Origin of the sequence: Xanthomonas sp. WHRI 7064 (assembly GCF_040202355.2) — a bacterium.
GTDB lineage: Bacteria > Pseudomonadota > Gammaproteobacteria > Xanthomonadales > Xanthomonadaceae > Xanthomonas > Xanthomonas arboricola.
This window is the reverse complement of sequence record NZ_CP167821.1, coordinates 2,820,641-2,839,897: the sequence shown is the minus strand read 5'-3', so window position 1 is coordinate 2,839,897 and position 19,257 is coordinate 2,820,641. Positions and strand designations below refer to the sequence as shown.

The 19,257-nt window shown below is 66.9% G+C and carries 16 protein-coding genes; 14 read left to right on the top strand and 2 right to left on the bottom strand.

Annotated features, from left to right (window positions below; genetic code table 11):
• The first annotated feature begins 35 nt into the window (after positions 1-35).
• The 5 genes from ABQY74_RS12205 to ABQY74_RS12185 all read left to right on the top strand — a co-directional run bounded on the left by ABQY74_RS12205 (position 36) and on the right by ABQY74_RS12185 (position 4,817).
• The gene (locus tag ABQY74_RS12205) at positions 36-533 is read left to right on the top strand and encodes a hypothetical protein (protein WP_039516474.1); all 498 of its coding nucleotides are present in this window, start codon (positions 36-38) and stop codon (positions 531-533) included.
• A 58-nt stretch (positions 534-591) separates the two neighbouring features.
• A complete protein-coding gene (locus tag ABQY74_RS12200) occupies positions 592-774 on the top strand; it encodes a hypothetical protein (RefSeq protein WP_053052131.1) in 183 nt (60 codons plus the stop codon).
• Entirely contained in the window at positions 765-1,049 is a 285-nt protein-coding gene (locus ABQY74_RS12195; protein WP_003489796.1) for a YfhL family 4Fe-4S dicluster ferredoxin, read from the top strand. The genes ABQY74_RS12200 and ABQY74_RS12195 overlap by 10 nt, the downstream gene beginning before the upstream one ends.
• Entirely contained in the window at positions 1,046-2,824 is a 1,779-nt protein-coding gene (ggt, locus tag ABQY74_RS12190; RefSeq protein ID WP_349791606.1) for a gamma-glutamyltransferase, read from the top strand. The genes ABQY74_RS12195 and ggt overlap by 4 nt, the downstream gene beginning before the upstream one ends.
• A gap of 235 nt (positions 2,825-3,059) precedes the next feature.
• Positions 3,060-4,817 carry a glycoside hydrolase family 9 protein gene (locus ABQY74_RS12185; protein WP_349791604.1) on the top strand — a complete coding sequence of 586 codons (1,758 nt, stop codon included), beginning with the start codon at positions 3,060-3,062 and terminating at the stop codon, positions 4,815-4,817.
• 305 nt (positions 4,818-5,122) lie between these two features.
• Here the strand turns inward: ABQY74_RS12185 and upp are convergent, their stop codons facing one another.
• Entirely contained in the window at positions 5,123-5,755 is a 633-nt protein-coding gene (gene upp / locus ABQY74_RS12180) for a uracil phosphoribosyltransferase (RefSeq protein ID WP_024940024.1), read from the bottom strand.
• Positions 5,756-5,906: 151 nt separating this feature from the next.
• Between upp and ABQY74_RS12175 the strand changes: the two genes are divergently transcribed.
• From ABQY74_RS12175 to ABQY74_RS12160, 4 genes are all read left to right on the top strand, one after another.
• Positions 5,907-8,468, top strand: coding sequence for a TonB-dependent receptor (locus tag ABQY74_RS12175; protein ID WP_349791603.1), 2,562 nt, complete (start codon positions 5,907-5,909; stop codon positions 8,466-8,468).
• A complete protein-coding gene (locus ABQY74_RS12170; RefSeq protein WP_349791601.1) occupies positions 8,465-9,601 on the top strand; it encodes a phytase in 1,137 nt (378 codons plus the stop codon). Before ABQY74_RS12175 ends, ABQY74_RS12170 begins: the two co-directional genes overlap by 4 nt.
• Complete coding sequence (locus ABQY74_RS12165; protein ID WP_349791599.1) at positions 9,598-10,983, top strand: metallophosphoesterase family protein; 1,386 nt, start codon at positions 9,598-9,600, stop codon at positions 10,981-10,983. Before ABQY74_RS12170 ends, ABQY74_RS12165 begins: the two co-directional genes overlap by 4 nt.
• A gap of 235 nt (positions 10,984-11,218) precedes the next feature.
• Entirely contained in the window at positions 11,219-11,926 is a 708-nt protein-coding gene (locus ABQY74_RS12160; protein WP_039522043.1) for a glycosyltransferase family 32 protein, read from the top strand.
• 239 nt (positions 11,927-12,165) lie between these two features.
• On the opposite strand, the gene ABQY74_RS12155 is transcribed toward ABQY74_RS12160, so the two are convergent.
• The gene (locus ABQY74_RS12155; protein ID WP_039526740.1) at positions 12,166-13,662 is read right to left on the bottom strand and encodes an aminotransferase class III-fold pyridoxal phosphate-dependent enzyme; all 1,497 of its coding nucleotides are present in this window, start codon (positions 13,660-13,662) and stop codon (positions 12,166-12,168) included.
• Between the two features lie 121 nt (positions 13,663-13,783).
• On the opposite strand from ABQY74_RS12155, the gene ABQY74_RS12150 reads away from it, so the two are divergent.
• From ABQY74_RS12150 to secD, 5 genes are all read left to right on the top strand, one after another.
• The gene (locus ABQY74_RS12150) at positions 13,784-14,215 is read left to right on the top strand and encodes an Lrp/AsnC family transcriptional regulator (RefSeq protein WP_016903291.1); all 432 of its coding nucleotides are present in this window, start codon (positions 13,784-13,786) and stop codon (positions 14,213-14,215) included.
• Positions 14,216-14,423: 208 nt separating this feature from the next.
• On the top strand, positions 14,424-15,494 hold the full coding sequence (queA, locus tag ABQY74_RS12145; protein WP_349791596.1) for a tRNA preQ1(34) S-adenosylmethionine ribosyltransferase-isomerase QueA: 1,071 nt from the start codon (positions 14,424-14,426) through the stop codon (positions 15,492-15,494).
• 81 nt (positions 15,495-15,575) lie between these two features.
• Entirely contained in the window at positions 15,576-16,721 is a 1,146-nt protein-coding gene (gene tgt / locus ABQY74_RS12140) for a tRNA guanosine(34) transglycosylase Tgt (protein ID WP_102254349.1), read from the top strand.
• A 131-nt stretch (positions 16,722-16,852) separates the two neighbouring features.
• The gene (gene yajC, locus ABQY74_RS12135; RefSeq protein ID WP_016903294.1) at positions 16,853-17,206 is read left to right on the top strand and encodes a preprotein translocase subunit YajC; all 354 of its coding nucleotides are present in this window, start codon (positions 16,853-16,855) and stop codon (positions 17,204-17,206) included.
• A 168-nt stretch (positions 17,207-17,374) separates the two neighbouring features.
• A complete protein-coding gene (gene secD, locus ABQY74_RS12130; RefSeq protein WP_039526749.1) occupies positions 17,375-19,219 on the top strand; it encodes a protein translocase subunit SecD in 1,845 nt (614 codons plus the stop codon).
• Positions 19,220-19,257: the final 38 nt, after the last annotated feature.

Here is a 19,257-nt window from a genome sequence, read left to right as displayed (position 1 = left end):
CACATCACCACATGCTTTTCAAAGGGAGGAGTTTCATGAAACACACAATGCGCGCGCTGGTGCTCGCTTCGGTCGCTGCTCTGGCCGTCACCGCCTGCAAGAAGGAAGAGCCGGCACCGACCGCCGCCGCCGCCCCGGCTGCGCTGACTGCGCCGGCCAAGGACGACAACGCCGGCTGGAAGAAGTACCTGCAGGAAGTGGTCGGCCAGAACCTGGGCACCACCACCAACAGCCCGTTCCTGTATTACTTGCCGCCGGAGTCCGATGCCGAGTTCGCCGGCAGCTACGAGCGTCAGCTGGAAAGCGTCAAGACCGCACTCGCGCGTGGCGTGCAGCCGGGCAACATGCTGGCCTTCGGTTCGTCCGCCTCGACCAAGATGGCCGACCTGATCGACGCCGCGTTCAAGGACGTGCCGGCCGATTCGATGAAGGGCGTGCGCGTGCTGTTCATCGGCAATGCGGCCGAGAATGCGCGGGTGCAGGGCATCGTCCAGCCCAAGGGCGTGGAATACACCTTCGTTGAAGCCAAGTAATGCCGTACCAGGCCGGAGGCGCGGGAGGGCGCGTCCGGCCGCCGTGCGGGACCGCAGCATGCTGCTGATCCCGCGCGCCGTCGGCGCCGGTCCGCTCGGACCGGTTGCCGGCCACGCGCATGGCGTTGTCCGTGCATCGCGCTACGCCCCGTGCGTCCGCTTCCGGCAGTACGTTGCGTTCCAGCGCCTGGCGTTGCATCGCGCTGCGCCGCACCGCATGGTGGTGCCGATATGTCGCTGAAGATCAACGAGCTCTGCGTCAACTGCGATGTCTGCGAGCCGGCGTGCCCGAACCAGGCCATCTCGATGGGCGAAACCATCTACGTGATCGATCCGGCACGTTGCACCGAGTGCGTGGGCCATTTCGACGAGGCGCAATGCGTGGTGGTGTGCCCGGTCGAATGCATCGACCCGGATCCGGCGATACCGGAAACCCACGATCAACTGCTCGCCAAGCTCATGCAGCTGCAGCGCGACCACCCCGAACTGTACGAACAGGAGCCTCCCGCCCCGTGAGCATCTTTTCCCGACGTTTCTCTTCGCGCGGCCTGTTGCTGCTGGCCCTGGTGCTGGCACCGCCGGCCTGGGCTGCCGATGGCGCCAAGCCTGCAGCAGCCACGACCTCGCCGGTGGCGGGGCACCCGCCCGGTGCGGCGATTGCCAGCGGTCATGCGCTGGCCACCGACGCCGGCCTGCAGATCCTGCGCGAGGGCGGCAATGCGTTCGATGCGGCGATCGCGGTGTCGTCCACGCTGGCGGTGGTCGAGCCGATCAGCTCGGGGCTGGGTGGCGGCGGCTTCTTCCTGCTGCACGATGCCAAGACCGGCAAGGACGTGATGCTGGACGCGCGCGAAACTGCGCCCGAGTCGGCCAGCGAGGCGCAGTTCCTCGACAAGCAGGGCGCGCTGGATCGCGACCGCTCGGTCAACGGCCCCTGGTCGGCCGGTATTCCCGGGCTGCCGGCAGCGCTGGTGGAACTTGCCACCAAGCACGGCCGGCTGCCGCTGAAGCAGTCGCTGGCGCCGTCGATCCGCATCGCCAGCGAAGGCTTCCCGGTGTACGCGCGCATGGCCAAGGGCTATGCCTCGCGGCGCGAGGTGATGGAGCGTTACCCCGGCACGCGTGAGGTGTATCTGCGCGGCGGCAAGCCGATTGCCGAAGGCGACATCTTCAAGCAGCCCGAGCTGGCGCATACCCTGCAGCTGCTCGGCGACAAGGGCTTCGATGGCTTCTACAAGGGCGAAACCGCCAGGAAACTGCTGGCCGGCGTCAAGCAGGCCGGCGGGCAGTGGAAGGCCGCCGAGCTGTCCGGGTACCGGGTCAAGCAGCGCACGCCGATCCAGTTCGATTACCGCGGCTGGAAGATCACCACCGCACCGCCACCATCCTCCGGCGGGATCGCACTTGCCGCCATGCTGCAGATCCTGGAAGGCTGGGAGCTGGACACGCTCGACGATGCGCACCGTACCCATCTGGTGGTGGAAGCGATGCGCCGCGCCTACCGCGACCGCACCTTCTTCCTGGGCGACCCGGACTTTGTCGCCGTGCCGCAGCGCGTGCTGACCAGCAAGGATTACGCGCAAGGCCTGCGCGCCACGATCAACCCGGACAAGGCCACCCCCAGCGATCTGCTGTCGGGCAACCCGACCCCGCTGGAAGACGACGAGACCACGCACTTTTCCATCATCGACGGCGAAGGCAACCGCGTCGGCGCCACCCAGACCGTCAACCTGCTGTACGGCTCGGGTTTGATCCCCAAGGGCACCGGCGTGCTGCTCAACGACGAGATGGACGACTTCGCGCTCAAGCCGGGCACGCCCAATGCCTTCGGCGTGATGGGCTACGCGGCCAACGCGCCCAAGCCGGGCAAGCGCATGCTCAGCTCGATGACGCCGACCTTCATGGAATCGGCCGACAAGGTCGCGGTGATCGGCACCCCGGGAGGCAGCCGCATCATCACCATGGTGCTGCTCGGCATCCTGGGCTATGACGCCGGCCTGGACGCGCAGCAGGTCAGCGCCTTGCCGCGCTATCACCACCAGTGGCTGCCGGACGTGATCGAGGCCGAGAGCAACGCGTTCTCGCCGCAGACCGCCAAGGCGCTGCAGGCGATGGGTCACGCGCTCAAGCTGCCGGGCGATACCGCCGAGGGCGGCCGCGGTTCCAGCCACGTCTGGGGCAACCTGCAGACGGTGGAATGGGACAAGCGCAGCAACGTGCTCACCGGCGGGAGCGATCCGCGCAACCCGGTGGGCAAGGCGCAGGTGCAGCTGGATGCGGTGGCGCGCTGATCGCTGATTGATCGAGATATGCCTGTCCTCGTAGGCGAGGGCAGGCGTGGCCGGATGGCAGCGGGTGTTGCCTATTGCATCTGCCGCGCTATGGCATGGCCTGCGCGATGACCGGTTGGCCGCAGGTGCTCGCCTCCATCGATGCAGGCACGCGACCGCAGCGATGCATTTCCACGCGGTTGCCTATGCCCGGATTGGACTTGTCGCCCTGCGCCAATGCAGCGACCATCGCGGCATGAACATTTTCCAGACTCTGCTCACCGGCATGGTGATCGCATCGCCCATCGCCGCCTGCGCGGCCGATACCACCGGCGACCAGACCGTAGCGGCAACGGGCGCTGCCATCCACGTCAATCAGCTCGGCTATCTGCCGGGTTCGGCCAAGCTTGCGGTGCTCGGATTGCCGCAAGGCGCGGCGCCCACCGCGGACCGTTTCACGGTCGAGGATGCGCAGGGCCGCCAGGTGCTGGAGGGCAAGCTGCAGGCCGCCGCGCTGTGGACGCCGGCCGGGCAGCAGGCGCGGGTGGCGGATTTTTCCAGCCTGCGCGCGCCGGGTACCTACCGGTTGAAGATCGACGGGCAGCCGGCGTCCGATCCGTTCCCGATTGCGGCCAGCGCGTACCGTCCGGTGCTCGATGCATCGCTGAGGGCGTTCTACTTCAATCGCGCCAGCACCGCGTTGCCGGCGCAGTTCGCCGGGCGCTATGCGCGCGCGGCCGGGCATCCGGATACGCAGGTGCGCATCCATCCTTCGGCGGCTTCGGCCACGCGCCCGGCCGACAGCGTGATCAGTGCGCCCAAGGGCTGGTACGACGCCGGTGACTACAACAAGTACATCGTCAATTCCGGCATCAGCACCTACACCTTGCTGGCCTCCTATGAGCAGTACCCGGCGCTGTTCAAGGCGCAGGCCCTGACCATTCCCGACGATGCGCCCGGCGTGCCCGGCATTCTGCAGGAGACCTGGTGGAATCTGGAATGGATGCTGGCCATGCAGGACCCGGCCGATGGCGGCGTGTACCACAAGCTCACCGACAAGCAGTTCGATGGACTGGTGATGCCCGCGCAGGCCACGCAACAACGCTATGTGGTGATGAAGGCCACTGCGGCCACGCTGGATTTCGCCGCAGTGATGGCGGCAGCCAGCCGCGTCTATGCGCCGTTCGACAAGCAGTATCCGGGCGCATCGGCGCGCATGTTGAACGCCGCGCGCAATGCCTGGGCGTGGGCGCAGCAACACCCGGATGTGATCTATCGCCAGCCCGACGACGTGCGCACCGGCGGCTACGACGATGCGCAGGTGGACGACGAATTCGCCTGGGCCGCGGCCGAGCTGTACGTGAGTACGCGCGAGGACGGCTTCTACGACGCAATGATTGCGCGCAACGTACCGGCCAGCGTGCCGGGCTGGAGCAACGTCGGCGGCCTGGCCTGGATGTCGCTGGCCGAACATCGCGACCGGCTCACCCCGCATGCCGATCGCGCACGCATCGCGGGTGAGATCACCGGCCTGGCGCAGCGTCTTGCCGATGAGTGGCAGGCCTCGCCCTGGCGTCTGGCGATGACCGACACCGACTTCGTGTGGGGCAGCAATGCGGTGGTGCTCAACCGCGCGATGATGCTGATGCAGGGCTATCGGCTGACCCGGCAGCGGCCGTATCTGGATGCCGCGCAGTCGCAGCTGGATTACATCCTGGGGCGCAATCCGCTGGGCCTGTCGTTCGTCACGGGTGTGGGGCTGCGCAGCCCGATGCATATCCACCATCGCCCCTCCGAGGCCGACGGCATCGACGCCCCGGTGCCGGGCTGGCTGGCCGGTGGTCCGCAACCGGGCCAGCAGGACGCCAAGGACTGCAAGGTGGCGTATCCCTCCAGGCTGCCGGCGCTGTCGTATCTGGACAACACCTGCAGTTATGCCAGCAACGAGGTGGCGATCAACTGGAATGCGCCGCTGGTGTACGTGAGTGCGGCGATCGAAGCGTCGACGCGCTGAGGTGGGCGTTTTTCAACGTAATGCCCGATGCCGCCGCCGTTCCTTCTCCCACCGGGAGAAGGTGGCGCGCAGTGCCGGATGAGGGTGCGCCTCCGGGGAGCGACCAATGCCGGCAATGACAAACGCGTCGCCACGCGCCGTCAGAAGTGACTCCCCGACTGCTTCGCTCGACGGACCTTCACCCCAACCCCCACTGCGCGCCACGGCCCGCGCTTGCGGCGCGGGCGCTTCAAGACACGCGCGCCAATGGCGCGCAAGCGGTGTCTTCTCGCCCCGCAGGCAGAGGGGCTTCAAGCCACCGCAGCTCACTCCACCCGCGTCCCGAAGATCCGGTCGCCTGCATCGCCCAGGCCGGGCAGGATGTAGCCCTTGTCGTTGAGGTGGTCGTCGATCGCGGCGGTGTAGACCTCTACATCCGGATGCACGGCTTCCAGTGCCTTGAGGCCTTCCGGTGCGGCGACCAGGAAGATGCCCTTGATCCGCCGCGCGCCGGCGCGCTTGAGCATGTCGATGGTGGCGATCAGCGTGCCGCCGGTGGCCAGCATCGGGTCAAGGATCAGTGCATCGCGCTCTTCCAGGCGGCCGGTGAGGCGTTCGAAGTAGGGCACCGGCTGCAGGGTTTCTTCGTCGCGCTGCAGGCCGACCACGCTCACGCGCGCGGCCGGGATCAGCGCCAGTACGCCGGGCAGCATGCCCAACCCTGCGCGCAGGATCGGCACCAGGGTGATTTTCGCGCCGGCAATCCGCTGCACGGTCACCGGGCCGGCCCAGCCGGGTTGCACGTGCGATTCGGTGTCCAGATTGGCGGTGGCCTCGTAGGCCAGCAGGGTGCCCAGCTCGGTGACCAGTTCGCGGAAGCCCTTGGTGCTCAAGGCGGCATCGCGCAGCAGACCGATCTTGTGCTGGACGAGGGGGTGACGCACTTCGACGATTTTCATGGGCAGCGACAGGCGGGAGAGACCCACAGTGTGCCGCAGCCAGCGGCAGCGTCGCCACACATTGCGCGTGATCGTGCTTGCATATGTCATGTCAGTGAAACGTCGTAGACATAGTGTGCCCACCCATTCTTAACCGATTGGGGAAGCACCCGTGTTGAACAAGACTCCGCTGTGCCTGGCGATCACGCTGACGTTGGCGGCGGCCGCGTGGAGCCCGATTGCGCAGGCGGCCGAGGGTGCGGCAGCTGCCACCGGTGCGTCCGGCGCGGCGGCCATCGATCTGGAGCGCCTGGAAGTGCGCCCGCAGGTGGAATCGCAGGTGCGCGCAGTCGATCTCAAGCGTGGCTCCGATGCCATCCAGGATGCGGTGGCCTCAGATGCGATGGGCCGTTACCCCGACAAGAATGTTGCAGAATCCTTGCAGCGCCTGCCCGGCGTCAGCGTCACCCGCGATCAGGGCGAAGGCCGCTTCGTGGTGATCCGCGGCCTGGATTCGGCGCTCAACAGCGTCACCATCGACGGCATGACCATGGGCACGCCGGAAGACGGCACCCGCTCGGCGCCGCTGGACGTGATTCCGTCCGACTCGACCGAACGCCTGAAGGTGGTCAAGTCGCCGACCCCGGACATGCCGGGCGATTCCATCGGCGGTGCGATCCAGGTCGAGTCCACCTCCGCGTTCGATCGCGATGGCCGCACCCTGCGCGGCTCGATCGAAGGCAGCCACCAGTCGCTGTCGGGCAAGACCAGCCCGAAGGGCGCGTTCAACTACAGCGATATCTTCGACGGCACCTTCGGCGTCGCAGTGGGTGTGAACTACCAGGACCGCGAATTCGAATCCGACAATACCGAAGTGGCCTACGACAGTTTCGACGGCGGTGCGGCCGACGATCTGTTCGCCGGCGAGGTGCAGCGCCGCAAGTACTTCATCGAGCGCACCCGCATGGGCGCCAACCTCAATCTGGACTGGCGCCCGGACGCGGACAACCGCTATTACCTGCGCACGCTGTACAGCCGCTTCGACGATGCCGAAACGCGCCAGCGCACCATCTTCGGCCTGGCCGATGGGCAGGTCAGCGCCAATGGCGATGGCACCTACGAGGTGGCCGATCTGCCGGCCGATTCCATCTCCAAGCGCGTGCGCTATCGCACCAAGAAGGAGGACACCATGGCCTTGAGCGTGGGCGGTGAAAACCGTCTGAGCGCGGCCACGGTGGATTACAAGCTGGGCTACACCAAGACCACCGAGCGCGTGAACGACGAGATGGAAGCGCGCTTCAACTACGACGGCGACGATCTGTCGGCCACGGTCGACCAGAACAGTGGCATTCCGCGCCTGGGCTTTTCCGACAACGGCTGGCAGAGCAACGACGATTTCGTGTTTGACCGCTTCGTGCTTGCGCCCAAGCGGGTGGACGACAGCGAGCGCAGCGCGCAGATCAACGTGCGCTTCGACGGCGAGCATTCCAGCCTGAAGATGGGTGTGCTCGGCCGCTGGCGCGAGCGCGATGTCAATGTGGACGAAAGCGAGCTGCGTCGCGGGCCGGCGATCGATCTGAGCGACTGGACCACCGCCGCGCCGGAACACCGCGGCGGTACCCTGGGCGAAAGCATCGGCTCGGACGGCATGCGCCGTTACTGGAACACCTCCGGCAATCTGTACAGTGCGCGCCCGCAGGATGTCGGCGGCAATCTGCAGACCTCGCTGCAGGACGATTACAAGGCCACCGAAGACGTGTTCGCCACCTATGTGATGGGCACCTGGGACATCGGCGCGCTGCGCGCGATTGCCGGTGTGCGCGTGGAAAACACCCAGTTCGACGCCACCGGCAATCAGGTCGACGTGGCCGAGAACGGCCGCACCGCCACGGTGACGCCGCGCGAAGCGTCCAGCAGCTACACCAACGTGCTGCCTGGCCTGCATCTGCGCTACGACACCGGCAACGACTGGGTACTGCGGTTTGCCGCCAACAAGACCTTGTCGCGGCCTGCGTTCGGCGATGTCTCCCCGCGCGTGAGCATCAATCGCGGCGACAACGAGGTGAACGTCGGCAACCCCGATCTCGATCCGTATCGCTCCACCAACCTGGACCTGTCGTTCGAAAAATACATCGGCAGCACCGGCCTGATCTCGCTGGGCGTGTTCAACAAGTCGATCGACGACTACATCGTGCAGACCATCAGCACCAACGATGCCGAGTTCCCCGACCTGCAGGTCACGCGCTCGATCAACGGCGACACCGCCAAGGTGCGCGGCGCCGAATTCAACTGGCAGCAGGCGCTGGACTTCCTGCCCGAAGGCTGGAACGGCCTGCTGGTCGGCGCCAGCGCCACCGTGCTGGACAGCGATTTCGATCCCGGTCTGAGCGATCGCGCCGGCGATGACTTCACCTTGCCGCGCTCGTCCAAGCGCATCTACAGCGGCCACCTGGGCTACGAAAAATATGGCTTCAGTGCACGGGTTGCGGCGGTGTACCGCAGCGAGTACCTGGACACCATCGGCGAAAGCCGCGCGTACGATATCTATGTCGCCCCGCATACCCAGCTGGATTTCAGCATGAACTACCAATTCAACAGCCACGTCAGCCTGTATCTGGAAGCGCAGAACCTGCTGGACGAACCGCTGGAGCTGTACCAGGGCGTGCCCTCGCGCACGCTGCAGAACGAAGAATACGGCCGCACCTATGCGCTCGGCCTGAAGGTGGCACTGTGATCGCAACACGCACGCGTCTCTACACAACGTTACTCCACACCACGCTGCTCGCCAGCGCGCTGGCCCTGACCGCCTGCGCCAGCGCACCGGTCGATCGCGAAGCCGACGAGGCATTGCTGAAAGACCCCTTGCTCAGCGAGGCCAAGGTGGCGCATGAAGTGGTGCCGGAGGCCTTCATCACCGCGCTGACCCCGGCCGACAATCTGGATTCGCCGGCCAGCTGGAGTGCGCCCGATGGCAGCCGCTGGTTGATCGCCACCGCCAAGGCCACGCATGCGCTGGTGGTGTTCGATGGCGATAGCGGCAAGCGCCTGCGCGTGGTCGGCGGCAAGGGCAAGGCGCTGGGCAAGCTGGATCGCCCGAACGGGATTTCGGTCGTCGACGATCTGGTGTTCGTGGTCGAGCGCGACAACCGCCGCGTGCAGGTGTTCTCGTTGCCCGACTTCAAGCCGCTGACCAGCTTCGGCCAGGACGAACTGCGCGAGCCCTACGGCCTGTGGGTGCGCAAGCACGACGGCGGCTACGAGGTGGTGGTCAGCGACAACTACATGTCGCCGGCCAACAAGGATCTGCCGCCGCCGGTGGCCGAACTCGGGCAACGCTTTCGGCGCTATCAATTGAGCGCTGCGGGGCAGGGCTGGCAGGCGCGCTTGACCCAGAGCTTCGGCGATACCAGCGACGCGGGCGCGATCCGGATCGCCGAGTCGGTGTTCGGCGATGAAGCGCATGCGCGCCTGATGATTGCCGAAGAAGACGTCGCCGTGGGCACGCAGTTGCGCGAATACGGCATGGACGGACGCTACCGCGGCCGCAATGTCGGCGGCGGCCTGTTCAAGGCGCAGGCCGAAGGCATGACGCTGTTTGCGTGCAAGGACGGCAGCGGCTACTGGATCGCCACCGATCAGTTCAAGGACCGCAGCGTGTTCCAGGTATTCGATCGCCAGAGCCTGGCGCATGTCGGTGCCTTCGCTGGCCGGGTGACCGCCAATACCGACGGCGTGTGGCTGGATCAACGCGGCGATGCGCGCTTTCCGGGCGGGGTGTTCTACGCACTGCACGACGACCAGGCGGTGGCGGCATTCGACTGGCGCGATATCGCGCGCACGCTGCGCCTGAAAGAGTGCGCGCCATGAGCGCGGCACGTGCGGCGCTGTCTGCAGCGCTGTTGCTGGTGGCGATGGCGGGCGGTCGATCGCTCGCCGCCGAGAAAGCCCAAACCGCCGAACCCAACACCCAGGTGCCGGCGGGCTCCACCCACTATGTTGCCGATGGCTTCCCGGACCGCATCGTCGCCACGCCCGCGCAGGCGGCGGCGACCGGTTTCGCGGTGGCCTGGCGTACCGATGCCAGCGTCGACCAGCCGTGGCTGGAACTGGTGGTTGCCGGCGACTCGCCCGACGTGGGTACGCCGCGCCGTATCCGCGCCAGCACCGCCACGCTGGCCAGCGAAAACGGCAGCTCGCACCACCACCGCGCCGATATCGACGGGCTGAAGCCGGACACGCTGTACGCCTACCGCGTGCAGGGCAACCGCACCTGGGGCGCGTGGAATCATTTCCGCACCGCCGCCAGCCCCGACACACCGCTGACGCTGCTGTACTTCGGCGACACCCAGAACAAGAACCTCAGCCTGGTCTCACGGGTGATCCGCCAGGCCTGGCGCTCGGCACCGGACGCGCGGCTGGCCCTGTTCGCCGGCGACCTGGTCAGCGGCAAGGACGGCCAGGACGACAACGAGTGGGCCGAATGGTTCGAAGCCGGGCGCTGGTTGCTGGAAGGCACCGCAGTGGCGCCGGCGCCGGGCAATCACGAATATCACGAGGAGGGCGAGGACACCCCGCAGGCCACGCGCACGCTCGGCAACCACTGGCCGGTGACCTTCGCCCTGCCGCGCAACGGGCCGTCGGCCACGGCGCGCACCAGCTACTGGTTCGACTATCAGGGCGTGCGCATCGCCGTGCTGGACGGCACCTCGGTGCTGGATCTGGGCACCGGCCCGGCACAGGCGCAGTGGCTGGACAAGGTGCTGGCCGACAACCCGCACCCGTGGTCGATCGTGCTGATCCACCAGCCGTTCTTTTCCCCGCGCGCCGATCGCGAGAACCAGAAGCTGGTCGAGCAGGTGCTGCCGGTGATCCGCCGCCACAAGGTCGATCTGGTGCTGCAGGGCCACGACCACACCTACGGCCGGCGCGGCGATGACGCAGGGCAGGCGACGCCGGTGTTTGTGGTCTCGGTGGCCGGGCCCAAGCAGTACCGGCTCTCGGACATGGCGCGCAAGACCATGCGTCCGGTCGGCGAAGACACCCAGCTCTATCAAGTGCTTCGCATCGACAACCAGAAGTTGCGTTACGAGTCGCGCACCGCCACCGGACGTCTCTACGATGCGTTCGAGCTGGAGCGCGGCAGCGATGGCGGCAAGCGGTTGGTGGAGCAGGAAGCCGGGCGCATCGCACCGCGCGATTGCCCGCGCAGCACAACCCTGAAGGGACGCGCGGACCGGTGCTGGGAGTGAAGTGAGACGACAGCAGCGTGGCGAGGCCAGCCGTGCGGGATGAGGAGGCTGTGAGCGAACTTCGGTTCTGGATTGATTCTGCGAATCGGCGGTAGGCGTAACCATTTAAAATTGTGAATTACGTCACACTAATAATGGGACTACTGTTACGGCTGACCGGAGCTCCATCCGGGTAGCCGGCTTCGGTGCGGTGCTTCGGTGGAGGTCTGGTTCCCCCAGCCCCCGAGAGCCCCCCATGATTCCCCACGTGTTCCATCTCACTGCGCCGACCAAGCACCTGCTCTGGGAAGAGCGCAAGATCCGGGCCCGCCTGCAGCGGCTGTTGCCGGGCTGGACCTGCCATGTCTGGGACGACGCCGACAACTCCGCACTGATGCGTCGCGCGTTCCCGGAATTCGCCGACCGCTACGAGGCGATACGCTTCGGTGTGATGAAGGCCGACATCGCCCGCTGCGCCTATATGCACAGCTACGGCGGGTTCTATTTCGACACCGACTACAAGCTGCTGCGCACGCTTGGCGCGGACGTGCTGGCACAGCAATGCGTGCTGCCGATCGAAGAGGGAGCGCCCGGCAACGAGCAGTTCAAGATCGGCAATGCCGTGTTCGGCTCGGAGGCAGGGCATCCATTCTGGCGCGCCTTCATCGAGCACATCTTCACCGCGCATGCGCCTGAGACGCTGGAAGACCACCGGCAGATTCCGATGATCTCCGGCCCGCGCGGGCTGACGCGTTTCTACAACGCGCACGCCGGCGAGTTTGCCGGCATCGTGTTCCCGGCGCGCGATGCGTTCCATCCGGATCGCACCTGGTTCGGGCTCGGCCACCGTGGCGGCACCGTCGCGGTGGGCTCGCATCTGTGCTGGGCATCCTGGCGCGGCAAGTCGCCACGCCGGGCCGTGACCAATTACCTACGCCGCAAGCTGAGCGCCGTGCCGATCTGACCCGGCCGGGCAGCACATCGCCGCGTGCGACGGCAAGAGCGCGCGGTGAGCTTCGGGGCGGCCGCGCCTGTCCGAGGCGCGCAAGTACTGCCTGCGTCGCCTTGGCTTCAAGCGGCTCACAAAACCGCGGCGCTCACCGATCAGCGAGCGCAGCCGGTACTCGGAATCGGCGTGCACCGCTCGGATACTGCGCACCGTCCACTACCTGCGGACTGCCCGCCATCTTCTGCGGGTGGCTCTCAGGCCGCTTCGGCCTGGGCCTGGCGCGGACCTTCCTTCAGTGCACGCGCGATCAACCCGACCAGCAGATCGAGCTCGTCTTCGTCCATCGCAAAGTGCGGGGTGAAGCGCAGCGAATTCTCGCCGCCATGGATGACGTTGACGCCGCGATGGCGCAGCCACTCTTCGGTGGAACCGGCGCCATAGCACTTGAACTGCGGCGCCAGCTCGCAGGAAAACAGCAAGCCGGTGCCCTGCACCTTGGTGATCAAACCGCCCAGCTCGGACTGCAGTGCCTGCAGCTTGGCGATCGCCTGCGCGCCGCGGCTGCGGATGTTCTCGCGCACCTGCGGGGTGAACAACGCCAGCGTGGCGCAGGCGACATCCAGCGCACGCGGATTGGTGGTCATGGTGTTGCCGTAGGTGCCCTTGCGGTACACCTGCGCGGCGTGTTCGGTCACTGCCAGTACCGACAGCGGGTACTGCGCAGCGTTGAGCGCCTTGGAATAGGTCTCCAGGTCCGGCGGGTCGAGCTGCTCGAAGCCGGGGTAATCCACCACCGACAGCACGCCGTGCGCGCGCAGGCCGGCCTGGATCGAATCCACCAGCAGCAGGCTGCCATGCAGGCGGGTCAGTTCGCGCGCCGCGGCATAGAACGCGGCCGGCAATGCGCGGCCCGGGTCGCCTTCGCCCATCACCGGCTCCAGGAACACCGCCTCGATGAACCAGTGATTGCGCGCGGCCTCGTCGAAGGCGCGTTGCAGCGCCGCCACGTCGTACGGCGCGATCGCGATCACCGAGTCTTCGTCGCGGTAGCTGGCCAGGTACTTGGTGTAGGTCTTGCGGCTGGAATCGGAATACAGGCCGGGGCGGTCGGTACGGCCATGGAAGCTGCCCTTGACCACCACGCGCTTGATGCTGGCACCGGCGTGGCGCGCGCCCGGGTCGGTGTGCAGCTTGGCGTTGGTGTCGACGATGCGCGCGGCCAGGCCGACCGCTTCGGAGCCCGAATTGAGACACATGAAGCGTGCGAACGGACAGCCGCCGCGGGTATGGCCGATCTCGGCGCGCAGGGCGCGGTCGAGCCGGCGCTGCGCCAGGCTGGGGGTCATCACGTTGGCCATCACCTGCGGACGCGCCATCGCCTCGAGCACCGGCGCGGGGGTGTGGCCGAAGCCAAGCATGCCGTAGCCGCCGGCGTCGTACAGCACCGCGCCCTTGAGCGTGATCACCCAGGGCCCGCGCGCGGCCAGTGCCACGTACGGGGTCACCGCATCGTCGGCATAGAAGTTGATGAAGCCGTCCTGCACCGCACTGATCTGGGCGTCTTCGTCCAGGTCCAGCAGGTCGGCGGCCTCGGCGCGCACCTGCGCGTACTCGGCGGCGGCGGCGTCGATGGCACGTGCCAGATCCGGGTGGTTGGCGGCCAGACGCGCGATGCTGGCATCGTCCAGGCCATCGGTCAGGCGGCGGCCGGCGTGGGCACGCAGCGGGGCGAGCGGGGCGAGGACGGACATGGCGCATCTCCTGCAAGGTGGCGTTCCCTTCCTATTATCGGCAGAAGATCGGCGTTTGGCAGCGTGAATCCGGGCAGGAAGTCGGGTATTTTCGTCGGATCGACGAACCAATTGGGCAAAAGTGAAAATCACTCCCTCCGACGAACGCCTGCTGTCGCTGCTGCGCGAGGACGCGCGCGCCTCCACCGCGCAGATTGCGCGCCGGCTCGGGCTGTCGCGTACCACCGTGCAGAGCCGGATCGAAAAACTCGAACGCGACGGCGTGATCAGCGGCTACACCGTGCGCACCCACGACGCCTACGAACAGGGCCGCATCCGCGCGCATATCCTGATCACCGTGCTGCCCAAGAAGATGCCGGCCGTGGTCAAGGCGCTGCGCGACATCCCGCAGGTGCGCCTGCTGCACTCGGTCAGCGGCGCCTACGACCTGATCGCCCTGGGCGTGGTCGGCGGCGTCAACGAGATGGACGTGCTCACCGACGCCATCGGCGCGATCGACGGTGTCGAGCGCACGACGACGTCGATCATTTTGTCAACGAAGTTTGAGCGGTGAGGGACCGGGAATCGGGAGTAGGGAATCGGGAATCGGGAGTAGGGAATCGGGAATCGGGAGTAGGGAATCGGGAATCGGGAGAGCTTGATCCGGTGACCGGAACTCTTACTTCGCAGACCGGCCCGCTTTTTACGATTCCCGATTCCCGAATCTCCATTCCCGGCCGCAGTTACAATATGCGGCTCCTCAGCCATCCGATCCTGCGGCCTTGAAGAAGTCCGATTTCAACTATTCGCTGCCCGACGAGCTGATTGCCCAGGCGCCGTTGGCCGAGCGGGCGGCCAGCCGCTTGCTGGTGGTGCCGCCGTCGCCGCAGGCGCTGGTCGACCGCCAGGTGCGGGATCTGCCCGAGCTGCTGCAGCCGGGCGATCTGCTGATCTTCAACGATACCCGGGTGATCCCGGCGCGCCTGTTCGGGCAGAAGGCCAGTGGCGGGCGGGTGGAAATCCTGATCGAGCGCCTGCTCGGCGAGCGCGAGGCGCGGGTGCAGATCGGCGCCAGCAAGTCGCCCAAGGCCGGCAGTTGGATCGCACTGGATGCCGGCGGCCAAGCCGAGGTGCTGGGCCGCGACGGCGAGTTCTATCTGCTGCGCTTCGAGATTCCCACGCCGCTGGAGCACTGGCTGCTGGAAGCCGGGCGCCTGCCGCTGCCGCCGTACATCCGCCGCGAGCCGGGGGTGGAAGACCGCGAGCGCTACCAGACCGTGTTCGCGCGTGAAGTCGGCGCGGTGGCCGCCCCCACCGCCGGCCTGCATTTCGACGAGGCATTGCTGGCGCGCCTGCGCGAGCGCGGGGTGGAGTTCGGCCATGTCACCCTGCATGTGGGCGCCGGCACCTTCCAGCCGGTGCGCGTGGATGCGCTCGACCAGCACGTGATGCACACCGAGTGGCTCAACGTCGGCGCCGCGCTGGTCGAGCAGGTGCGCCGTACCCGGGCACGCGGCAGCCGGGTGATTGCGGTGGGAACCACCGTGGTGCGCTCGCTGGAAAGCGCCTGGCGCACCACCGATGCCGCGCCCGAGGGCGAACTGCTGCCGTTCGCCGGCGAAACCCAGATCTTCATCCTGCCCGGCTACCGCATCCGCAGCGTCGATGCGATGGTCACCAATTTCCATCTGCCCGAAAGCACGCTGCTGATGATGGTCTCGGCCTTCGCCGGCCGCGAGCGCATCTTCGCCGCCTATCAACACGCCATCGAACAGCGCTATCGCTTCTTTTCCTACGGCGATGCGATGCTGCTGTGGGGCCGGGAATCGGGAATCGGGAATGGGGAATCGTAGAGCGGCATCCGCCGAACGATCAGCCGCCTGCAAACCGCTTTTCCGATTCCCAAATCCCGATTCCCCATTCCCGGCCCCTCAATGTCCCGACTCCAGTTCCAGCTCCAAGCCACCGACGGCCATGCCCGGCGTGGGCGTCTGACTTTTCCGCGTGGCACCGTCGAGACGCCGGCGTTCATGCCGGTGGGTACCTATGGCTCGGTCAAGGGCATCCTGCCCGAGCAGATCCGCGCGCTGGGGGCGGAGATCATCCTGGGCAATACCTTCCACCTGTATCTGCGGCCGGGCCTGGATGTGATCGGCGATCACGGCGGCTTGCACGGGTTTGCGCGCTGGGACGGGCCGATCCTCACCGATTCGGGCGGGTTCCAGGTGTTTTCGCTGGCGCATCGCCGCAAGATCACCGAGCAGGGCGTGACCTTCGCCTCGCCCACCGATGGTGCGCGGGTGTTCCTGGGCCCGGAAGAGAGCATGCAGATCCAGAAGGTGCTCGATTCGGACATCGTGATGATCTTCGACGAATGCACGCCGTACCCGGCCACCGAAGAGGTGGCGCGGCGCTCGATGGAGCTGAGCCTGCGCTGGGCGCAGCGCTCGCGGCAGGCGCATGACGGGCTGGGCAACGACGCGGCGCTGTTCGGCATCGTGCAGGGCGGGGTGCATCCGGACCTGCGCAGCCGCTCGCTGGACGGGCTGCAGGGTATCGGGTTCGATGGCTACGCCATCGGAGGGCTGGCGGTGGGCGAGCCGGAGCATGAGCGCAACGCGATGCTGGAACACCTGCACCCGCGCCTGCCGGCCGAGCGCCCGCGCTATCTGATGGGCGTGGGCCGGCCGGAGGACCTGGTCGAGGGCGTGGCGCGTGGTGTGGACATGTTCGACTGCGTGATGCCCACCCGCAATGCGCGCAACGGGCATTACTTCACCTCCTTCGGCACCGTGCGCATCCGCAACGCCAAGTACGAGCGCGACCTGGACACCATCGAGCCGGGCTGCGGCTGCCATGCCTGCAGCAGCGGCTACACGCGCTCCTACCTGCGCCATCTGGACCGCTGCAACGAGATGCTGGCGCCGATGCTGGGCACCCTGCACAACCTCTGGTACTACGAGAAGTTGATGGCCGACCTGCGCGCGGCGATCGCCTCGGGAACCTTTGCCGAGTTCCGGCGGTCCTTCTATGCGGCACGCGGCGCCATCACGCCGCCGTTGCCGGGGGAAACCAGCTGAGACCGGCCGTCCGCGCCCTTGCGCGGACGGTTTGGAACCTGCATGGCATAATTCCCGGCTGTTCCGCTCCGGCGGTACCTGAATAGCGAGCGGCCGGTTGGCGCGCTGGCACCCAAACTAGGATGCACTGAATGAATCTGCTCGATTTCCTGATCCCCGTCGCCCAGGCGCAGGCCACTGGCGGCGCGCCGGCGCCCGGCCCGATGGGCGGCCTGTCCACCTTCGCGCTGCCGATCATCCTGATCGCGGTCATGTACTTCCTGATGATCCGCCCGCAGATGAAGCGCCAGAAGGAGCACAAGTCGCTGCTGGACAAGCTGGCGCGTGGCGACGAAGTCATCACCTCCGGCGGCGTGGCGGGCGTGATCACCGATATCGGCGACAACTTCATCACCGTGGAAGTGGCCGATAACGTGCGCATCCGCGTGCAGAAGAGTGCCGTGGGCCATGTGCTGCCCAAGGGCACGCTGAAGTCTGCCAACTAAGCGGCAACCAACCCGCTGCGCCCACTGTCAGGTGGGCGCAGTCGGTGCCGCGAACCGGCGTTGACCGCCGCATCCACCTGACGACCGCTGGCGACGTTGTATTGGCCGCTGGAAGTCGTTCTCACTGCTAGGCGCGCCGCCGGGATGGTGTCGCGCGGGACTGTCGCAATGCTCGAATTTCCTCGCTGGAAGTATTTCCTGATCCTGCTGGTGCTGGCGGTCAGCGCGTTGTACGCGTTGCCCAACATCTACCAGAAGGACCCGTCCGTGCAGATCACCGCCAGCCGCGGTGCCCAGCTCGACGACGCCTTGCGCAGCCGCATCGACGCCGACCTCAAGGCCGCCGGCATCACACCGAAGGCCGTCACCCGGGAAGGCGACAGCCTGATGGTGCGCCTGCCCAACCTGCAGGCACAGACCCGTGCCAACGACGTGCTGCGCCAGCAACTGGGCGAAAACTACACGGTGGCGCTGAATCTGGCCTCGACCGTGCCGGACTGGCTGGCCAAGCTGGGCGGCCGGCCGATGGTGCTGGGCCTGGACCTGGTCGGCGGCGTGCACTTCGCCATGCAGGTGGACCAGAAGGCCGCGCTGGAAAAGCGCCTGGACGGCTTTGCCGAAGACATCCGCACCACGCTGCGTGACGGCCGTATCGCCTACCGCTCGGTCGAGCGCCGCGGCGACAACAGCATCCAGGTCAGCCTGAGCGAGGGCGCCAGCGTCGACGCCGCGCGTACCGCGCTGGCCAAGTCGCAGCCGACCCTGACCTACGACGTCAGCGGCCAGAACATCTCGGTCAAGGTGCCGGAGGCTGAACTCAAGCAGATCGCCAGCGGCGCGATCGAGCAGAACCTCACCACCTTGCGTAACCGCGTCAACGCGCTGGGCGTGTCCGAACCGACCATCCAGCGCCAGGGCGAGGACCGCATCGTGGTCGAACTGCCCGGCCTGCAGGACACCGCCGAGGCCAAGCGCCTGATCGGCGCCACCGCCTCGCTGGAATTCCGTGCGGTGGTCGAAGGCAATGCCGAAGACGCCGTGCGCAGCGGCAGCATCCCGCCCGAAGCCAAGGTCTACCGCGTACGCGATACCGGCGCGCCGGTGCTGCTCAACAAGCGCGCGCTGGTGACCGGCGACCAGATGGTCAGCGCCAGCGTCAGCACCGACCAGAACGGCATGCCGGCGGTGGCGGTGACGCTCAACAACGTCGCCGGCCAGCGCATGCTCGACTACACCAGCGCCAACGTCGGCAAGCTGATGTCGGTGGTCTACATCGAGCGCATTCCCACCGTCAGCATGGTCGACGGCAAGGAAGTGCGCAGCGTGCGGGTCAAGGAAGAGGCGTTGTCGCCGACCCGCATCGCCGGCGTGTTCGGCAAGAACTTCCAGACCACCGGCCTGGAGAAGGTGGAGGCCGAGAACCTGGCCAAGCTGCTGAAATCCGGTTCGCTGGCCGCACCGATGGATTTCGTCGAGGAATACGTGATCGGCCCGAGCCTGGGCGCGGAGAACGTGGAGCGCGGCGTCACTGCGGTGGTCTACTCGTTCCTGTTCACGTTGGTGTTCTTCACCGTCTACTACCGCGTGTTCGGCGCGATCACCTCGGTGGCGCTGCTGTTCAACCTGCTGATCGTGGTGGCGGTGATGTCGCTGTTCGGCGCCACCATGACGCTGCCCGGGTTTGCCGGTCTGGCGTTGTCGGTGGGCCTGTCGGTGGACGCCAACGTGCTGATCAACGAGCGTATCCGCGAGGAGCTGCGACTGGGCGTGCCGGCCAAATCGGCGATTGCCGCCGGTTATGAAAAGGCCGGCGGCACCATCCTGGACGCCAACCTCACCGGCCTGATCGTGGCGGTGGCTTTGTACGCGTTCGGCACCGGTCCGTTGAAGGGCTTCGCGCTGACCATGATGATCGGTATCTTCGCCTCGATGTTCACTGCGATCACCGTGTCGCGTGCGCTGGCGGTGCTGATCTACGGCCGCCGCAAGAAGCTGAAGACCGTCGCCATCTGAGATGCGAGTCCGGCCTTGCCCCTGCAGCGCGCTGCAAG